At 72.1% G+C, this 15,917-nt stretch carries 15 protein-coding genes; 11 read left to right on the forward strand and 4 right to left on the reverse strand.

Annotated features, from left to right (window positions below; genetic code table 11):
* Positions 1 to 99 precede the first annotated feature (99 nt).
* The 3 genes from Hrr1229_RS14785 to Hrr1229_RS14795 all read left to right on the forward strand — a co-directional run bounded on the left by Hrr1229_RS14785 (position 100) and on the right by Hrr1229_RS14795 (position 3,211).
* Entirely contained in the window at positions 100 to 1,284 is a 1,185-nt protein-coding gene (locus Hrr1229_RS14785; RefSeq protein ID WP_123112187.1) for an MFS transporter, read from the forward strand.
* A gap of 124 nt (positions 1,285 to 1,408) precedes the next feature.
* Positions 1,409 to 2,626 (forward strand): glycosyl transferase family 2, encoded by a 1,218-nt coding sequence (locus tag Hrr1229_RS14790; RefSeq protein ID WP_255212523.1) that lies wholly within the window; start codon positions 1,409 to 1,411, stop codon positions 2,624 to 2,626.
* Positions 2,627 to 2,629: 3 nt separating this feature from the next.
* Entirely contained in the window at positions 2,630 to 3,211 is a 582-nt protein-coding gene (locus Hrr1229_RS14795) for a hypothetical protein (RefSeq protein WP_123112186.1), read from the forward strand.
* A gap of 32 nt (positions 3,212 to 3,243) precedes the next feature.
* On the opposite strand, the gene Hrr1229_RS14800 is transcribed toward Hrr1229_RS14795, so the two are convergent.
* On the reverse strand, positions 3,244 to 3,627 hold the full coding sequence (locus tag Hrr1229_RS14800; protein WP_123112185.1) for a thioredoxin: 384 nt from the start codon (positions 3,625 to 3,627) through the stop codon (positions 3,244 to 3,246).
* A gap of 102 nt (positions 3,628 to 3,729) precedes the next feature.
* On the opposite strand from Hrr1229_RS14800, the gene Hrr1229_RS14805 reads away from it, so the two are divergent.
* From Hrr1229_RS14805 to Hrr1229_RS14830, 6 genes are all read left to right on the forward strand, one after another.
* A complete protein-coding gene (locus Hrr1229_RS14805) occupies positions 3,730 to 4,647 on the forward strand; it encodes a PLP-dependent cysteine synthase family protein (protein ID WP_123112184.1) in 918 nt (305 codons plus the stop codon).
* Between the two features lie 124 nt (positions 4,648 to 4,771).
* A complete protein-coding gene (locus Hrr1229_RS14810; RefSeq protein WP_123112183.1) occupies positions 4,772 to 5,167 on the forward strand; it encodes a hypothetical protein in 396 nt (131 codons plus the stop codon).
* Positions 5,164 to 5,724 (forward strand): MOSC domain-containing protein, encoded by a 561-nt coding sequence (locus Hrr1229_RS14815; protein WP_255212524.1) that lies wholly within the window; start codon positions 5,164 to 5,166, stop codon positions 5,722 to 5,724. Before Hrr1229_RS14810 ends, Hrr1229_RS14815 begins: the two co-directional genes overlap by 4 nt.
* 79 nt (positions 5,725 to 5,803) lie before the next feature.
* Positions 5,804 to 6,997, forward strand: a complete 1,194-nt coding sequence (locus tag Hrr1229_RS14820) for a DUF3179 domain-containing protein (protein ID WP_123112181.1) — start codon at positions 5,804 to 5,806, stop codon at positions 6,995 to 6,997.
* Positions 6,987 to 7,625 carry a hypothetical protein gene (locus Hrr1229_RS14825; protein ID WP_123112180.1) on the forward strand — a complete coding sequence of 213 codons (639 nt, stop codon included), beginning with the start codon at positions 6,987 to 6,989 and terminating at the stop codon, positions 7,623 to 7,625. The genes Hrr1229_RS14820 and Hrr1229_RS14825 overlap by 11 nt, the downstream gene beginning before the upstream one ends.
* Positions 7,626 to 7,703: 78 nt before the next feature.
* On the forward strand, positions 7,704 to 8,876 hold the full coding sequence (locus Hrr1229_RS14830) for an MFS transporter (protein WP_123112179.1): 1,173 nt from the start codon (positions 7,704 to 7,706) through the stop codon (positions 8,874 to 8,876).
* A 190-nt stretch (positions 8,877 to 9,066) separates the two neighbouring features.
* On the opposite strand, the gene Hrr1229_RS14835 is transcribed toward Hrr1229_RS14830, so the two are convergent.
* Complete coding sequence (locus Hrr1229_RS14835; RefSeq protein ID WP_123112178.1) at positions 9,067 to 10,305, reverse strand: mandelate racemase/muconate lactonizing enzyme family protein; 1,239 nt, start codon at positions 10,303 to 10,305, stop codon at positions 9,067 to 9,069.
* A 216-nt stretch (positions 10,306 to 10,521) separates the two neighbouring features.
* On the opposite strand from Hrr1229_RS14835, the gene Hrr1229_RS14840 reads away from it, so the two are divergent.
* Positions 10,522 to 10,983, forward strand: coding sequence for a TRAM domain-containing protein (locus Hrr1229_RS14840; RefSeq protein WP_123112177.1), 462 nt, complete (start codon positions 10,522 to 10,524; stop codon positions 10,981 to 10,983).
* 40 nt (positions 10,984 to 11,023) lie between these two features.
* Here Hrr1229_RS14840 and Hrr1229_RS14845 read toward each other — a convergent pair whose 3' ends face one another.
* Positions 11,024 to 12,124: a geranylgeranyl reductase family protein gene (locus Hrr1229_RS14845; RefSeq protein WP_123112176.1), complete on the reverse strand. Its 1,101-nt coding sequence runs from the start codon at positions 12,122 to 12,124 to the stop codon at positions 11,024 to 11,026.
* 110 nt (positions 12,125 to 12,234) lie between these two features.
* Complete coding sequence (locus Hrr1229_RS14850; protein ID WP_123112175.1) at positions 12,235 to 14,436, reverse strand: thioredoxin domain-containing protein; 2,202 nt, start codon at positions 14,434 to 14,436, stop codon at positions 12,235 to 12,237.
* A gap of 144 nt (positions 14,437 to 14,580) precedes the next feature.
* On the opposite strand from Hrr1229_RS14850, the gene purD reads away from it, so the two are divergent.
* Positions 14,581 to 15,864: a phosphoribosylamine--glycine ligase gene (gene purD, locus Hrr1229_RS14855; protein ID WP_123112174.1), complete on the forward strand. Its 1,284-nt coding sequence runs from the start codon at positions 14,581 to 14,583 to the stop codon at positions 15,862 to 15,864.
* Positions 15,865 to 15,917 lie beyond the last annotated feature (53 nt).

A 15,917-nucleotide genomic window follows, 5' to 3' on the forward strand; every position in this document is an offset into this window, starting at 1 on the left:
ACGGCGCACCCGCTCCGGTCGCGACCGTACGACACGCGACGTCGTATCGGAGCGCCGCGCTTTCGCAACGCTTGTCTCCGGGCGATTCGAAGCGCGTCCGTGTCACGGACTCGGCTGTTCGGATCGCTGTGTGCCCTCGTCTTCCTCGTCAACTTCGCGCGCGTCGTCTTCGCGCCGCTCGTGGGGGAGTTCATCGGCGAGTTCGCGATCGGCGAGGGGACCGCCGGCCTCATCGTCACGCTCGCGTGGCTCGGCTCGGCCGCGCCGCGGCTCCCGGCCGGTTGGGCGCTCACGCGCTTCTCCCGCCGGCTGGTTATCGTGGTCTCCGGGGCGATGCTGACCGTCGGCGCGCTCGGCGTCGCCCTCGCGCCCGGCGTGGCGACGCTGATGACCGCCGCGTTCGCGATCGGCTTAGCGTCCGGCGTCTACTTCGTCGCCGCGAACCCGTTCGTCTCCGAGCTGTTCCCGGAGCGCGTCGGTCGGGCCATGGGCGTTCACGGGACGGCGAGCCAGCTCGCCGCGGTCGCGGCCGCACCGGTCGTCACGGTCGCGCTGTGGTACGACTGGCGGCTCGCGTTCTACGGGCTCGCGGCCGTCGCGGCCGCGACGACCGGCGCCTTCGTGTTCCTCGCCTCCCGGACGGACCTCCCCGACGCCGGCGCGGACGACACCGACTTCGTCGGCGGCGCGCTCGCCGAGTGGAAGCTCATCCTGACGGCCGTCGTGCTGATGGGCCTCACGGGCTTCGTCTGGCAGGGGCTGTTCAACTTCTACGAGCTGTACATGATCGACAAGGGGCTGCCGCCCGCGACCGCCCGCAACCTCCTGACGGTGATCTTCGCCGCCGGCGTCCCCGCCTTCCTCGTCTCCGGGGACCTCGCCGACCGGCTCCCACACGTGCCGTACCTGCTCGGCATCGTCTCGGCGTTCATCGGGAGCGTCGTCCTCGTGGTCACCGTCTCCGGGCTCGTCGCCGTCGTCCTCGCCAGCCTCTCCGTCGGCTTCGCCATCCACATGCTGTTCCCCGCCATGGACACGTACCTGCTCGCGTCGCTGCCGGACGGGTCCCGGGCGTCGGCGTACGCCGTCTACTCCGCCGGGATGATGACGACGCAGGCGGCCGGCTCGTGGACCGTCGGCGAGGCGATCGAGGCCGGATTCGCCTACGACGTCGTCTTCCTCGCGCTCTCCGGGGGACTCGGTGCGGTCGTGGTCGCCTACGCCGTGTTGGAGCGCATGGGCCGCGTCCCGGGCGGCGCGGCGGGGGCGGAGCCGGCGGCGTGAGCGCCGTGCGGAGCAGGCGGCGTGAGCGCGGAGTTGTGGCCGCTCGCGTGCGCGGTCGCGCGTGTGCCGGCACGCGCCACGGGTATCGCACCTATTTAGGGCGTCCCGCCCCTGTACGGTCATAATGGAGTACGTCCAAGAGCGCGTGACGACGCTGCACGCGTTGACCGACCACCGGCCGGACGCCCCCACCGGCCGGGCGGCGGTCGTGGTGCCGATGACGGAGCGCGAGTACGGCACGCTCGCGGCCGAGCGCGTCCTCTCGGCGCTGGAGACGGTCGCGCCGGCTCGGGTGATCGTCCCCCTCCGCGCCCCGCCCGAGCGCGTCGGCCCCTTCGCGCGGTGGCTCGACGGGTTCGACCTCGACGTGGAGACGCTCTGGTGCGGCGGTCCCCGGCTGACGGAACTGCTCGCCGACAGCGGCCTCGACGGGGACCGCGGGAAGGGGCGCGACGTGTGGCTCGGCCTCGGCCGCGCCTTGGAGGAGGAGTACGTCGTCGTCCACGACGCCGACACGAAGACGTACTCGCCGGCGTTCGTCAAGCGACTGCTGTTCCCGGTCGCGAACGGCTACTCGTTCTCGAAGGGGTACTACGCCCGCGTCGAAGACGGGGCGCTGTACGGCCGGCTCTTCCGGCTGTTCTTCCGACCCCTCGTCCGCGCGCTCGCCGACGCCACCGAGCGTCGGGAGGCGGGCGTGATCGAGTATCTCGACGCGTTCCGGTACGCGCTCGCCGGCGAGTTCGCGGCGACGACAGACCTCGTCTCGAAGCTCCGCGTCCAGCGCGGCTGGGGCCTGGAGGTCGGGACCCTCGGCGAGGCGTTCGCGCACGCCGGCTTCGCGGGGAGCGCGCAGGTCGACCTCGGCCGCTACGAGCACGACCACCGCTCCGTCGACGGCCCGACCGGCCTCGCGGACATGAGCCGTGCGGTCGGCGAGGCGACGCTCCGGGCGGTGGAAGAGGCCGGCGTCGCCGTCGACTACGACGGCCTCGCCGACCGCTACCGCGAGGCGGCCGAGGGAATTATTGACGGGTACGAGACCGACGCCGCGTTCAACGGCCTCGACTACGACCGCGAGGACGAGCGCTCGCAGGCCGCGACGTACGCGGACGCCCTCGGGAAACCGGGGCCGGACACCCGCCTCCCGGCGTGGCGCGACGCGCCGATCACGCCCGAGGCGGTCGCCGAGGCGGCCCGGGCGGACCTCGCGGAGGCGGCCGGCGGAGCGGGCGGCGAGGCGACTCGAATCGGCGGCGCGCCGGGCGACGCCGACGTCCGCGGGAACGGCCACCAACCGCCGGCGTCCCCGCCCTCCGATCCGGCGCCGGGAGAGGACTGACCGATGGCCGAAGACGGAGCCGCCGACGATGTCGCGGCGGCGCCGGACGCGCCAAGCGTGGCCGCGCGCGACGACCTCGCAGGAGTCGTCGACCTGTTCGAGTGGCTCACTCGCGCGGAGCTCTCGCACGCGCTTTCGGAGCTCGCTTTTAAACAACGGGCCGAGGTCGACGACGACGCGATCGCCGCCGCGATCGACGTCGCCGTCGCGGAGTACGCGCTGGTGCCGGCGCCGCCCGCGGCGCTCTCGGAGGGCGGCGAGACGCCGCCGGAGACCGCCGACCCCGAGGCCGGTCTCGACGCCGGCGACGTCGCCCTCGCGGTCGGGCCCGCCGCGTTCCCGTCGCTGCCCGACGGCGCGGGGGATCTCCCGCACATCCTCGACGTGCCCGAGCGCGACGTGGACCGCGAGGCGCTCTCGGAGGCGGTCCTCGCTCGGCTCTCCGCGGACGCAGTCTCGGCGATTCGCGAGAGCAACGCCGACCGGCTGGAGGTCCTCGCCGACGTGACCTACGACATCGAGGCGTGGGCGCCCGTCGACGCCGGCGAGATCCGCGAGCGGATCGTCGCCGAGCTGGACGCCTGACTCGGTTTAAAAAAGAAACGCGGGGGCTCGACTCAGGCGCTCGCCTCGCCCTCGGCGAGCTCGCGCGCGAGGAACTCCGCGATCGAGACGTCGGCGTCCTCGACGAAGCGGGCGAGCTCCTCGCCGTCGGCGCTCTCGACCACGACGGTCGGGATCAGCTCGATCCCGTACTCGTCGACGGCCTCGCCCTCCTTGCCGTCCGGCCCCTTCGTGACCGGGAAGTCCTCGATCCGGTCGTCGGGGACGCCGGCCGCGTCGAGCGCCGCCGCGAACGCGGGGAGCTGCCGCCGACAGTCGCCGCACCAGTCGCCGCCCCACACCTTGAATCGGTAGTCGCCGCCTCCGAGCGCGTCCAGCACGTCGTCGCCGAGCGCGTCGCCGTCGGTTCCGTCGGGAGCGAGCGTTTCGAGTGTCATACCGCCCGCTACGCCGGGTAGCCTTGTAAACCGCGCGTCGGTGGCAACGCGTCTTGCCGCGGTCCGTCGGGCATTTGAGTGGCGGTCCCGTTCGTCGACGTAATGGACGACGACGTGCTGGAGGGGCTCGGCTCGCCGCTGGTTCGGGTCGACGCGCCGCCGGAGACGACGGTGGCCGCGAAGGTCGAGTCGCGCAACCCGGGCGGCTCCGCGAAGGACCGCCCGGCGCGGTACATGGTCGAGGCGGCCGAGGAATCGGGAGAGCTGGAACCGGGGGACGGGATCGTCGAACCCACGTCCGGCAACACCGGCATCGGGCTGGCGATGGCCGGCGCGGTGAAGGGGTACGACGTGACGCTCGTGATGCCCGACGGCAAGTCGCTGGAGCGCCGCCGGATCATGCGCGCGTACGGCGCGGAGGTCGAGCTCGTCGACGGCGACATCTCCGCGGCCAAGGACCGCGCCGACGAGCTCGAGGCCGAGGCGGGGATGGTCCAGCTCCGGCAGTTCGAGAACCCCGCGAACCCGCGGGCCCACTACGAGACCACCGGCCTGGAGGTCGTCGAGCAGGTCGGCGACCGGACCGTCGACGCGCTCGTCGCCGGCGTCGGGACCGGCGGGACCATTTCCGGGATCGGTCGTCGGCTCCGCGAGGAGTTCCCCGACGTCCGGGTCGACGCGGTCGAGCCCAGCGACAACGCCGTCCTCTCCGGCGGGGAGCCCGGAAACGACGCGTTCCAGGGGATGGGACCGGGCTTCGTCTCGCCGAACCTCGATGTCGACCTCATCGACGAGGTCCACGCGGTCGGCATCGAGGAGGCGGAGGCCGAGTGCCGGCGGCTCGCCCGCGAGGAGGGGATCCTCGTCGGGCAGTCCTCGGGCGCTTCGAACCTCGCGGCGAAGGACGTCGCCGCGGAGCTCCGGGACGCCGGCGCCTACGCCGGCGAGGAGCCCCTCGTCGTCACCGTGTTCTGGGACAGCGGCGAGCGGTACCTCTCGGCCGGCACCTTCGACGAGTAGGTCGCGGGCGGCTAGCGGCTGCTCGCCCTTGACCCGCCTCCAACCCGCCCGCCACCCGCCTCCAACCCTCCCCCGACCCGCCCCCGACCCGAACGTTGAGTACCGTCGGGCCCTCAGATGGGTCGTGACTACACACGCGGAATCCCCCCCGGGCGACCCCGACGGGGCGGCCGCCGAACCGGCCGGTAGACGGTTCGACGGCCCGTGGCTCCTCATCCTCGCCGTCGCCGCCGGCGGGTGGACCGTCCTCTACGCGGTCGACTGGGCGCTGCTCTCGGCCGGCACCCCGGCCGGCGCCGCCGTCGCGTTCGCCCACGGCTACCTCCTCGCGCCGCTCGCGACCGCCGCGGTGCTCCTCGACGCGCTGTCGCTGAACGAGCGCGGGGTCGCCGACTTCGGCCTATTTAAATGCCTCTACGCGCTGGCCGCGCTGGTCGCGCCCCCGGTCGGCGCCGTCTACTACGCGCACCGCGAGTGGCTGAAGCCGGGCGACCCGAATCTCCTCGGAGGGACGCCGTGAGCGGCGAGGGCGGGACGAGCGGCGTCGTCCGAAGCCTCGTCACGGCCCCGGCGGGAGGCGCGCCGCCCGAACTCCGAGAGGCCGTCGAGATCCGGCCGGACGGGGTCGACGGCGATCGCTACCGGCGCGGCGACGGGCGCTTCCAGCTCGACGGCTGCGCCGTCACCCTCGTCGCCGCCGAGGCCCTCGACGCCGTCCGCGAGGAGACCGGGATCGACGTCTCGGACGGTCGCCACCGTCGAAACGTCGTCGTCGAGGGGTTCGGTCCGGGGATGGACGACCTGCTGGACGCGACCGTCGCGGTCGGCGAGGCGCGCCTGCGACCGACCCGACGCCGGCCGCCGTGCGCGCACGTCGAGTCGCTGGCCGGCGCGGACGGGCTCGCGTCGGCGCTGCGGAACCGCGGCGGGCTCTGCTGTGACGTGATCGAGCCGGGCCGCGTCGCCGTCGGCGACTCCGCGAGCGTCGCGGACCCGGACCCACGCACCGCGGGCGCCGCCATCGCAGACCGGCTGCGCGAGCGCTCGGCCGGTGGGGATCACCGGCGAGACGACTGATACGGCCGTTTCTATCGGGTGTGTGTGATTCTCACACCTCCGCTTTGGGCTTTATATTGTCGAGTCCGGAGCTATCGCCATGGACCGCACTCGTCGGTCGGCGCTGGCCGGACTCGCCGCGGTCGGAGCCGTCGGCGTCGCCGGCTGTCTCGGCGGCGCACCCCTCGACTCGCTCGCCGGCGACGAGGCGGGCGACAACGATGGGTCCGGCGCCGATGGGCCCGGTGGCGATGGGTCCGGCGACGATGGATCCGGCGACGCCGACGACGCCACCGGAGAGGGCGCGCGGCCTCCCACCGCCGACACCGGCTATCACGTCCCGTACGACGCCGACACCCTGGTGGCGGAGGCGCTCAACGGCGGCGTCGGGAAGGACGGGATCCCCTCGATCGACGACCCCTCGTTCCGGCCGATCGAGGAGGTGAATTACGCCGAGGGGATCCCGGTTTTCGGTGTCGTTCGCGACGGGGAGGCGAAAGCGTACCCGCAGCAGGTGCTCTCCCATCACGAGATCGTCAACGACGAGCTCGGCGGCGAGCCGGTCGCGGTCACGTACTGTCCGCTCACCGGGACGGCACAGGGGTTCCGCCGCGGCGACACGACGTTCGGGGTGTCGGGGCAACTCGTCAACTCGAACTTGATCATGTACGACCGGGGCACCGACAGCTGGTGGCCGCAGATGCTCGCCACCGGGATCGACGGGCCGATGACCGGCGAGACGCTCGACGAGTTCCGGGTCGTGTGGACGACGGCCGACCAGTGGAGCGAGCGCCACCCGGACTCGCTCGTCATGACGGACGACACCGGGTACGTGCGCCGGTACGAGAGCGACCCGTACGGGAGCTACGCCCCGCTCGGCGGCTACTACGCGCGGGACGGCACGGTGTTCCCGCCGCTGTCGTCGCCCGACGAGGGACACCCGAAGTCGGTCGTCATCGGGGCGCGAACGGGGACCGGCGCTATCGCGTTCGACAAGCGGACGCTGCTCGCGGACCGGGTGCTGACCGGCTCGATCGGCGACGGAGGGGCGGACGTCGTCGCCGTCGCGGACTCGGGGCTCTCGACGGGGTACGTCTACCGCAACCCCGATGGCCTTGGGGTCGAACCGGACGGCGACGCCTACCGAGTGGAGGGCGAGGGCGGCGGCGTCGCGGCGGCCGACCTCCCGCTGGAGCCGGTGCTCGCGTTCGACGCGATGTGGTTCGCCTGGGCGGGCTTTTACCCCGACACCGCGTTCGTCGGCGAGCACACGGGGGCGGGGGATGGCGGCTGAGTCGGCCCCGCCGGTCGAGTCGCCGGTCGCGTGGGCTGGCGGGCTGATCCGCCGGACCGCCTTCGCCGTCCGGGCGTCGCTCGGTCGGCGCGACGGGCGGTCGACACTCGCGGTCGTCGCGGTCGCGTACTTCCTTGCGTACAGCGCCGGAGTCCGCCACCTCGGCCTCCGCGGCGGCGGTGGCGGCTGGGCCGGCTCGGGGCCCGCCATCGACGTCACCGTCGCGAGCGACCCGCTCGCGCTCCTGACGCGCCGAGTCGGACCGTTCCAGTACGAGCCAGTCGCGCTCGTCGCGGTCGGCCCGCTCGAGTACCTGTTCGCGCCCGTCAACGCCGCCATCGGACTCGCGCTCGCCGCGCTCGTCGGAGTCACGCTCGCGGTCTCCGTCGTCGCGTGGCGCGGCCCCGCGGCGTGTCGGATCGGCGCCGGGGCGGGCGCCGCCGCGGGACTCCCCGGGATCCTGTCGGGGGTCGCCTGCTGCGGCCCGACGCTCCTGCTCGTCATCGGCGTGCAGGCCTCCGCGGGGCTGCTCGCCGTGATGCAGTGGTTCCTCCCGCTCGCGGTCCTCGGACTGCTCGCCACGCTGCTGTGGGTCGGGAGCCGGGTCGACCCGGCCGCCGTCGGGTGAGGGGCGGCGGAGGTGGTTCCGGCCGGAACCGAAAGCGTTGACCGCCGACCGGACCCACCTCCCGTCAGTGACAGCCGGATGAGTTGGCAGTACCGTCACACGGTGCTGTCGCTGTGCATGCTCGCGTTCCTGGTGACGTACTTCGCCAGGCTGGCGATCAGCCCTGTCGTCCCCCTCATCGTCGACGACTTCGCGGTGTCGAACACCGGCATCGGGATCGCGCTCTCCGGAATGTGGCTGGCGTACGGCGCCGCCCAGTTCCCGAGCGGCGTGCTCGCCGACCGACACGGCGAGCGGATCGTGATCCTCGTCGCCGTCGGCGGCACGACGGCGATGAGCCTCGTGCTCGCCTTGGCGCCCGTCTTCCCCCTGTTCGTGCTGGCGGCGGTGCTGTTAGGGCTCGTCGCCGGCCTCCACTACGCGGTGGCGACGACGCTGCTCTCGCGGACCTTCGACGAGATCGGCACGGCGTTCGGGCTCCACTCCGCGGGCGGCCCGCTCGCCGGGCTCGTGGCGCCCGTCGCCGCGGCGTGGGTCGGCGTCCGCTACGGCTGGCGGCCCGCGGTCGCGCTGGCCGCGGTGGTCGGCGTGCCGGTGTTCCTGCTGTTCGCGTGGCGCGTCCGGCCGACTGAGCCGCGGCGCCCCGACCAGCCGATGCGGGACCGGCTCGCGGTCGCGCCGCTCGTCGAACTCCTCTCGCGGCCGCGCATCCTCCTCCCGCTGTTCGTCGCGATGGCCGGCACGTACGTGGTGCAGGGCGTGATGTCCTTCCTCCCGACGTTCCTCGTCGAGTTCCGCGGGTATTCGCCGGCGTTCGCCGCCAGCGTCTTCTCCGCGTTCTTCGTCGTCCGGGCGGTCGCGCAGATCGCGCTCGGCCGGCTGTCGGACCGCGTGGGCCGCGACGCGGCCATCGGCGGCGCGATGCTGGCGGGCGCGCTCGGGATCACCTCGTTCGTCCTCGGTCCCGGGCTCGTCGGCGTCGGCGTCGCCGTGCTGCTGGCCGGCTCCGGGTCGAGCTTCTTCTCGGCGATCGACCCGCGGTTCATGGACGCGCTCAGCGACACGGAGCGGGGGGCTGGATTCGGACTCGTCCGGACCGTCTACACCGTGATCGGCTCCGCGGGCTCCTTCGGCGTCGGGCTCGCGACCGACCTGTTCGGCTGGGGCGTCTCCTTCTCGATACTGGCGGTGCTGTTCGGGCTCACGTTCGCCGTGCTCGTCGCCAACTGGGCGCTCGGCACGGGGTACTGAGGGGAGACCTGAACTCGGCTTCTCTCCACTCTAATAAAAAATCGATAGATGACCGTAGCGCGCCTATCGAGTTCGACGAAGCGTCGCTTCGTCGAACTGCGAAAATCAGATATTTTCGCGCTTGACTTCGGCTTACGCCTCGTCAAATATCGATAGGCTCGCTCCGCTCGCCTATCGGACTCGATCCGGCTTACGCCTCGTCAAACAACGTCTCGCCCTCGACCATGTGCGCCTCGACGGCGTCCATGTCGAGCGTGACGCCGAGGCCCGGCTTCTCCGGGACCTCGATGTAGCCGTCCTCGATGACGTCCTCCTCGACGAGGTCCTCCCACCAGCCGAGCTCGTAAGAGTGGTACTCGATCGCCAGCGAGTTCGGGATCGCGGCGCCGACGTGCGTCGCCGCCATCGTCGCGATCGGCGAGGCGACGTTGTGCATCGCGACCGGGACGTAGTACTGGTTCGCCACGTCGGCGATCTTGCGGGTCTCGCGCATCCCGCCGACCTTCGGCAGGTCGGGCGCGACGATGTCGACCGCCTGGTTCTCGATGAGGCGGCGGAGCTCGGTGACGCGGTAGCGGTTCTCGCCGACCGCGATCGGCGTCGTCGTGCTCTTGGTGACCTCCTCCTGCACCTCGAGGTTCTCCGGCGGGACGGGGTCTTCGAGCCACCACACGTCGTAGTCGTTGATGGCCTCCGCGAGCCGCTTCGCGGAGCCGCCCGAGAACGTCCAGTGGCAGTCGAAGGCGACGTCGGCCTTGTCCTTCACGCGCTCGGTGACCTTCTCGACGATCTCCGCCTTGTGACGGATCTCGCCGGGGCGGAGGTGGCGGTTCGCGCGGTCCTTCTCGAGCCCCGAGGGGACGTCGAGGTCGAACTTCAGCGCGTCGTAGCCGAGCTCGTCGACGACCCGTTCGGCCTCGTCGGCGCACGCGTCGGGGTCGGCCTCCTCCTCCGTGTGGCAGTCGCAGTAGACGCGGAGCTCGTCGCGGTACTTCCCGCCGAGCAGCTGGTAGGCGGGCACGTCGAGGATCTTGCCGGCGAGGTCGTGGAGCGCGACCTCGATCCCGGAGATCGCGGTGACGGTGACGCCCTCGACGGAGCCCTCGCCCGACATCTTCTGGATCAGGTGCTCGTACAGCCGGTCGATGTCGAGCGGGTTCTCGCCGATCACGAACGGCTTCATCCGTTCGATGAGCTCCGGGACGCCGGCGCCCCAGTAGGCCTCGCCGGTGCCGACGACGCCCGCGTCGGTGTACACGCGGACGAGCGTCCACGGGAAGTTCCCGTCGACCATCGTCGTCTGTACGTCCGTGATCTCGACGTCGCGGTCGCCGCCGCGCGACCCGGTCGTCCCCATCGTCTCGGCGGAGAGCTCCCGCATCGTGTACTCCGCGTTCGGGTCGTGAAGCGACTCGTAGTTTCGGCTCATGAGCGGCGATTCCTTCGGGACAGGGTAAATGTTTATGTTCGACTGTCGGCACTGGGAATCCCTCCGCTTTCCGCTGTTTCCAGACCCGCATCGCTTCCCGCTGTTTCCAGACCCGCATCGCTTCCCGCTGTTTCCCGATCCCCGGGGGCTCCGAATGGCTCCGCGCGGCGGATAATAAATAGGGAGCTTTTCATTACCGTGTTCGAAAGGTGACCTATGGTCGAAATCACCGATTCGCTGGCGTGTCTGTTCACAGGAGAGGTCGAGGAGCGCGACGGCGATCACGTCGTCGCCGTCCCCTCGTCGGAGATCGAACACGGGTCCGTCGCTCCCGACGAGACGTACCGCGTGGCACTGATACAGCGAGACGGGGGTAACCAGGGCGCCGCCTCGACCGAGTCAGCCACCGACACGTCGGGGGATCGGGACGTCGCGGGCAACGCTGCCGGGAGGTCCCCGGCGCACTCCGCCGTCGACGACGCCGCCGGCCCGCCGGTCTCCGAGGGCGACGTCCGCGAGGTCACGATCGAGACGCTCGGCGACAAGGGCGACGGCATCGCGAAGATCGAACGCGGCTACGTCGTCATCGTCCCGGACTCCGAGCCGGGCGACGAGCCGACCGTCGAGATCACGAGCGTCCGCGAGAACGTCTCGTTCGCCGACGTCATCGAGGAGTAGGCGGCTCCGTCGGACCCGCCGTTTCGAATCCGCCCCCCGGTCACTCCGGCGGGTCGCTCCGCGAGAACAGCCGCCGGAGGTGCGCCGGCGAGAAAAAGGAGCTCGGCCGGTCCATGTGGACGCCGATCTCGCCCGAGAGCGCCCGGAGGCCGAGCCGCTGGACGGGTTCCGGCAGCGAGTAGCACCGCCTGATCCCCTTTCCGAGCAGGATCTCTCGGCCGATCGCGTCGCGCCAGCCGGCCTCGTAGTCGGCGAGCGTCGCCGGGTCCGCGGGGTCGATCACGTCCGCGGCCACGTCGGCCGCGGTCATCCCGTACAGAATCCCGCCGCCGGTGAACGGCTTCGTCTGCGCGGCCGCGTCCCCGATCAGGAACGCCCGGTCGGTGGTGACCCGATCCGGCGGGCCGACCGGGATCGCCCCGGAGCAGAACCGGTCGGTCGTCGCGCCGTAGGCGTCGGTGAGCCGGTCAAACATCGCCGAGACGTCGTCGCTGGGGGGCGCCGCGAGCCCGTACTCGACGCCGGCGTCGCCCCGCGGGATCCGCCACGCGAAGAACGTCGGCGCGGTGAGGTGGACGTCGACGAGGTCGCCGTCGTCGGGCGCGTCGTCGAACGCGAGCACGCCGTGGAGCAGCTCGTCCGGCTCCGGGAGGTCGAGCGACCGGCGCACGCGGGAGGTCGGACCGTCGCAGCCGGCGACCATCCGGGCCTCCACCGTCTCGACGTCGCCATCGGGAGTCCGGACCTCGACGGCGACCCGATCCGACCGCTCGTCGAGGTCGACGACCGTGTGGCCCTCGCGCACGTCGGCGCCCGCGTCCCGGGCGCAGTCGGCGAGCGTCCGGTCGAGCCCGACGCGGTCGATCACGTTCGAGACCGGCCGTTGCTTATAAAACGGGTACGCCTTCGAGTTCGGGCCGCCGACGTGGAACCGCGCTCCGTACACGCGGTTCTGGAGGAGGCGGTCGCGGGCCTCGTCCGGGACGTAGTCCCAGACGTCGTCGGAGACGTGTCCCGAACAGGCCAGCGGCTCGCCGACCGTCCCCTTCTCGAAGACGACCACGTCGCGGCCGGCCTCGGCCGCGCGTCGGGCGAACCGGGACCCCGGCGGGCCGGCGCCGACGACGACGAAATCGTGCATGAACGAAGCGTCGTGGCGGATAGGTAAAAGTACGACGCGGTTACCTCGGCTCCGGCAGCGCCCCGCCCGCGGGCTCGCGCTCCTCGCCGGCGCCCCGGAGTCGGCTTCCCCTACCGTCGCTCCGCCAGCCACGCCAGCGCCGCGTCGAGGTCGGTCTCCGGCGGCGAGCAGGTCCGCCCCTCGCAGACGTAGGCGGTCGGCTCGCCGTCGACGGCGTCCCGGCCGGCCCAGATCGGCGGCGCCTCGTCCATGTCGAGCCGGCCCAGCCACGCGTCCAGTCCGCCCTCGGTCGGCGGTCGTGGCGCGACGAGCGCGCCCGGCAGGTAGCGCTCGCCCAGGGTCTCCCGCCACGCGTCCGGCACCGCGTCGGCGGCGATCGTCGCCTCGATCCCGCCCGTCTCGACGCGCTCGGCCGCTCGAACGAGCGAGACGTGCTCCAGCGGGCTCGCGCGGATCCGGTCGGCGTGAGTCGTCACGACCGCCTCCGCGACCGCGGCGAACTCGCGGTCGGTTCGGAACCCGTCGAGCAGCGCCAGCGTCTCGGCCGCCACGCCGAGGCTCGACGGCGTCGAGCGGTCGGTGAACTCCTGCGGGCGGGCGAAGAGGGCGTCGTCGCCCTCATCGGCGCTCTTTCCCGGCTCCCGCGTGAAGTAGATCGTTCCGTCGTCGGCGTCGTAAAAGTCCGAAACGATCGTCTCGGCCAGTTCGAGCGCGAACCCGAGCGGCTCGGGATCGCCGGTGGCGGCGTAGACGTCGAGCGCGCCGCGCGCGAGGAACGCGTGGTCGTCGAGGTAGCCCGGCCCGCGGACGTCGCCGTCGAGCCACCGGCGAGCGAGCTCGCCGGACGCCTCGTCGTACAGGCGGTCCCGACAGAACTCCAGCGCCTCGCGGGCGATCTCGGCGTACGACTCGCCGAGGACGTCCCCCGCGTTCGCGAACGCGGAGATCGCGCGGCCGTTCCACGAGGCGAGCACCTTCTCGTCACGGGCGGGCCGCGGCCGCGACTCCCGGGCCTCGAACAGCGCGGTGCGGGCCTCAGTCAGGCGCTCGCGGACCTCGTCGACCGCCAGGTCGTGCTCGTCGGCGAGCTCCTCGACCGAGGCCGCGATCGTCGGCACCGTCGTGCCGCGCTCGAAGTTCCCGCCCGACTCGATCCCGTAGCGGTCCTTCGCCAGCGACGCGGCCGGGTCGTCGAGGACCGCGTCGACCTCGGCGGGCGTCCAGACGTAGAAGGCGCCCTCGACGTCGGCGGGCTCTCCTCCGTCGTCGCTCCCGTCCCCACGCCGGCTTTCGGGCGGTGCGCTCCGCGCGTCGAGGGTGCTGAAGAAGCCCCCCTCGTCGTGGCGGAGTTCGCGGTCGAGGAACCCGAGGGTCTCGCTCGCGACGCGGGCGTACGCGGGGTCACCGGTCAGGCGGTACCCGTCGAGGTACACCAAGGGGAGCTCCGCGTTGTCGTACAGCATCTTCTCGAAGTGCGGGACGGTCCACCGCCGATCCGTCGCGTACCGGTGGAACCCGCCGCCGATCTGGTCGTACATCCCGCCGCGGGCCATCCCGTCGAGGGTGCCGGTCGCGGCCGTGAGCGCGGCGTCCCGACCGGTCCGGGCGTAGGCGCGCATGAGCAGGTCGATCCGGCCCGGCATCGGGAACTTCGCGCCGCCGCTTCCGAAGCCGCCGTACTCGTCGTCGTAGCCGCGGATCGCGGCGGCGGCCGCCTCGTCGAGGAGATCGGCGCCGGGCGGTTCCGCGTCGCTCGCGTCGCCGGCGGGGTCCGCCTCCGGCACCGACTCCAGCTCGTCGCGGGCGCTCGTCGCCCACTGCTCGGCGCGCCGCTCCATCTCCTCGCGCTGCTCGGGGTCCGCCCACGAGTCGGCGATGCGCTCGCACAGATCGCGGAACCCCGGCTGGTTCCGCCGCGGCTCGGGCGGGAAGTACGTCCCGACGTAGAACGGCTTCCCCTCGGGCGTGCACCACGCGGAGAGCGGCCAGCCGCCCCCGCCCGTGACGAGCTGGGAAACGGTCATGAACGTGCTGTCGACGTCGGGCCGCTCCTCGCGGTCGACCTTCACCGGCACGAACTCCTCGTTGAGCACCTCGGCGATCCCCTCGTCCTCGAAGCTCTCCTCGGCCATCACGTGACACCAGTGGCAGGAGGAGTAGCCGATGGAGACGAACACCGGGACGTCGTGCTCGCGGGCGCGCTCGAACGCCTCGTCACCCCACGGCTGCCAGTTGACCGGGTTGTCGGCGTGTTGCTGGAGGTACGGGCTCGCCTCCTCGTCGAGGCGGTTCCGCTCCGTCGGCTGTGTCATACCCCCGGTTCGCTCCGGCGAGGCAAAAAGCCGTCACACGACCGGCGGATCAGGAAGCCGGCGCGACTGGTAATGCACGTGTGTGTATATCTCGTCCCAGAGGGGAAAGTAAAGCTTACACTACCGTGCACTCACCCGTCGAGCATGACCGAGACCGTACTCCTCGTCGGCGGCGGCGGACGCGAGCACGCGATCGCCCGCGCGGTCGCCGACGACTGCGCGTTGTACGCCTGCGCGAGCAACCGGAACCCGGGCATCCGTCGGCTGGCGGACGGCTTCGAGACGATCGACGAGACCGACGCCGCGGCGGTCGCCGACTACGCGACCGACGTGGGCGCCGACCTCGCGGTGATCGGCCCCGAGTCCGCGCTGGCGGCGGGCGTCGCGGACGCGCTCGACGACGCCGGCGTGTACGCGTTCGGCCCGCGGGCCGAGGAGGCGCGGCTGGAGACGGACAAGGCGTACCAGCGAGAGTTCATGGAGGAGGCTGACGTCCCCGGCTGCCCGGACTACGCGGTGTTCGACGACATCGAGGCCGCCTGCGACTACATCGACGCCTACGACGGCGACCTCGCGGTGAAGCCCGCCGGGCTCACGGGCGGGAAGGGCGTCAAGGTGATCGGCGACCAGGTCACCGCCGAGGAGGCGAAGGCGTACCTCCGCGACTCCGACTACGACCGCGTCGTCTTGGAGGAGCGACTCGTCGGCGAGGAGTTCACTATCCAGGCGTTCGTCGCGAACACCGACGTGCGGACGACCCCCGCGGTCCAGGACCACAAGCGAGCCTACGAGGGCGACGAGGGGCCGAACACGGGCGGGATGGGCTCGTACTCGGACACGGGCCTCTCGCTGCCGTTCATGACCGATGGCGACTACGAGGCCGCCGTCGACGTGCTCGAGGCCGTCGTCGAGGCGCTCCCCGACTACAAGGGCGTCCTCTACGGCCAGTTCATGCTCACGGACGAGGGGCCGAAGGTCGTCGAATTCAACGCGCGGTTCGGCGACCCCGAGGCGATGAACACGCTGCCGGTGTTAGACACGCCCTTCATCGACGTGCTGACCGCCGCCCGCGACGGCGAGGCGCTTCCCGAGCTCTCCTTCGCCGGCGAGGCGACCGTCTGCAAGTACGCCGTCCCGGACGGCTACCCGGTCGACCCCGACGCGGGCGCTGAGATCGCGGTCGACGAGGAGAGCGTCGGCGACGCGCTCCTCTACTACGCCAGCGTCGACGAGCGCGACGACGGGCTGTACACGACCACCTCGCGGTCGTTCGCCGTCGTCGGCCGCGGCGACTCGATCGCCGCCGCGGAGCGGCAGGCCGAGGCGGGGCTCTCGGCCGCCGGCGACGGGCTCCGGATCCGCCACGACGTGGGGAAGGCCGACCTCGTCGAGCGCCGGATCGAGCACATGAACGAGCTGCGAGAATAGTCGGCTCCGCTCGCTCGCGCCCGCGTTCGACTCGCCGCGTGTCGCTGCCGCGC

This window comes from Halorubrum sp. CBA1229 (assembly GCF_003721435.2).
Classification (GTDB): Archaea; Halobacteriota; Halobacteria; order Halobacteriales; family Haloferacaceae; genus Halorubrum.

What these genes read in the sequence shown, in the direction of transcription:
- Hrr1229_RS14820 (WP_123112181.1), top strand. Translation starts at nt 5,804, where the DNA reads ATGGACCGCACTCGTCGGTCGGCGCTGGCCGGACTCGCCGCGGTCGGA.
- Hrr1229_RS14805 (WP_123112184.1), top strand. Translation starts at nt 3,730, where the DNA reads ATGGACGACGACGTGCTGGAGGGGCTCGGCTCGCCGCTGGTTCGGGTC.
- Hrr1229_RS14800 (WP_123112185.1), bottom strand. Translation starts at nt 3,627, where the DNA reads ATGACACTCGAAACGCTCGCTCCCGACGGAACCGACGGCGACGCGCTC.
- Hrr1229_RS14795 (WP_123112186.1), top strand. Translation starts at nt 2,630, where the DNA reads ATGGCCGAAGACGGAGCCGCCGACGATGTCGCGGCGGCGCCGGACGCG.
- Hrr1229_RS14845 (WP_123112176.1), bottom strand. Translation starts at nt 12,124, where the DNA reads ATGCACGATTTCGTCGTCGTCGGCGCCGGCCCGCCGGGGTCCCGGTTC.
- Hrr1229_RS14835 (WP_123112178.1), bottom strand. Translation starts at nt 10,305, where the DNA reads ATGAGCCGAAACTACGAGTCGCTTCACGACCCGAACGCGGAGTACACG.
- Hrr1229_RS14830 (WP_123112179.1), top strand. Translation starts at nt 7,704, where the DNA reads ATGAGTTGGCAGTACCGTCACACGGTGCTGTCGCTGTGCATGCTCGCG.
- Hrr1229_RS14840 (WP_123112177.1), top strand. Translation starts at nt 10,522, where the DNA reads ATGGTCGAAATCACCGATTCGCTGGCGTGTCTGTTCACAGGAGAGGTC.
- Hrr1229_RS14825 (WP_123112180.1), top strand. Translation starts at nt 6,987, where the DNA reads ATGGCGGCTGAGTCGGCCCCGCCGGTCGAGTCGCCGGTCGCGTGGGCT.
- purD (WP_123112174.1), top strand. Translation starts at nt 14,581, where the DNA reads ATGACCGAGACCGTACTCCTCGTCGGCGGCGGCGGACGCGAGCACGCG.
- Hrr1229_RS14790 (WP_255212523.1), top strand. Translation starts at nt 1,409, where the DNA reads ATGGAGTACGTCCAAGAGCGCGTGACGACGCTGCACGCGTTGACCGAC.
- Hrr1229_RS14850 (WP_123112175.1), bottom strand. Translation starts at nt 14,436, where the DNA reads ATGACACAGCCGACGGAGCGGAACCGCCTCGACGAGGAGGCGAGCCCG.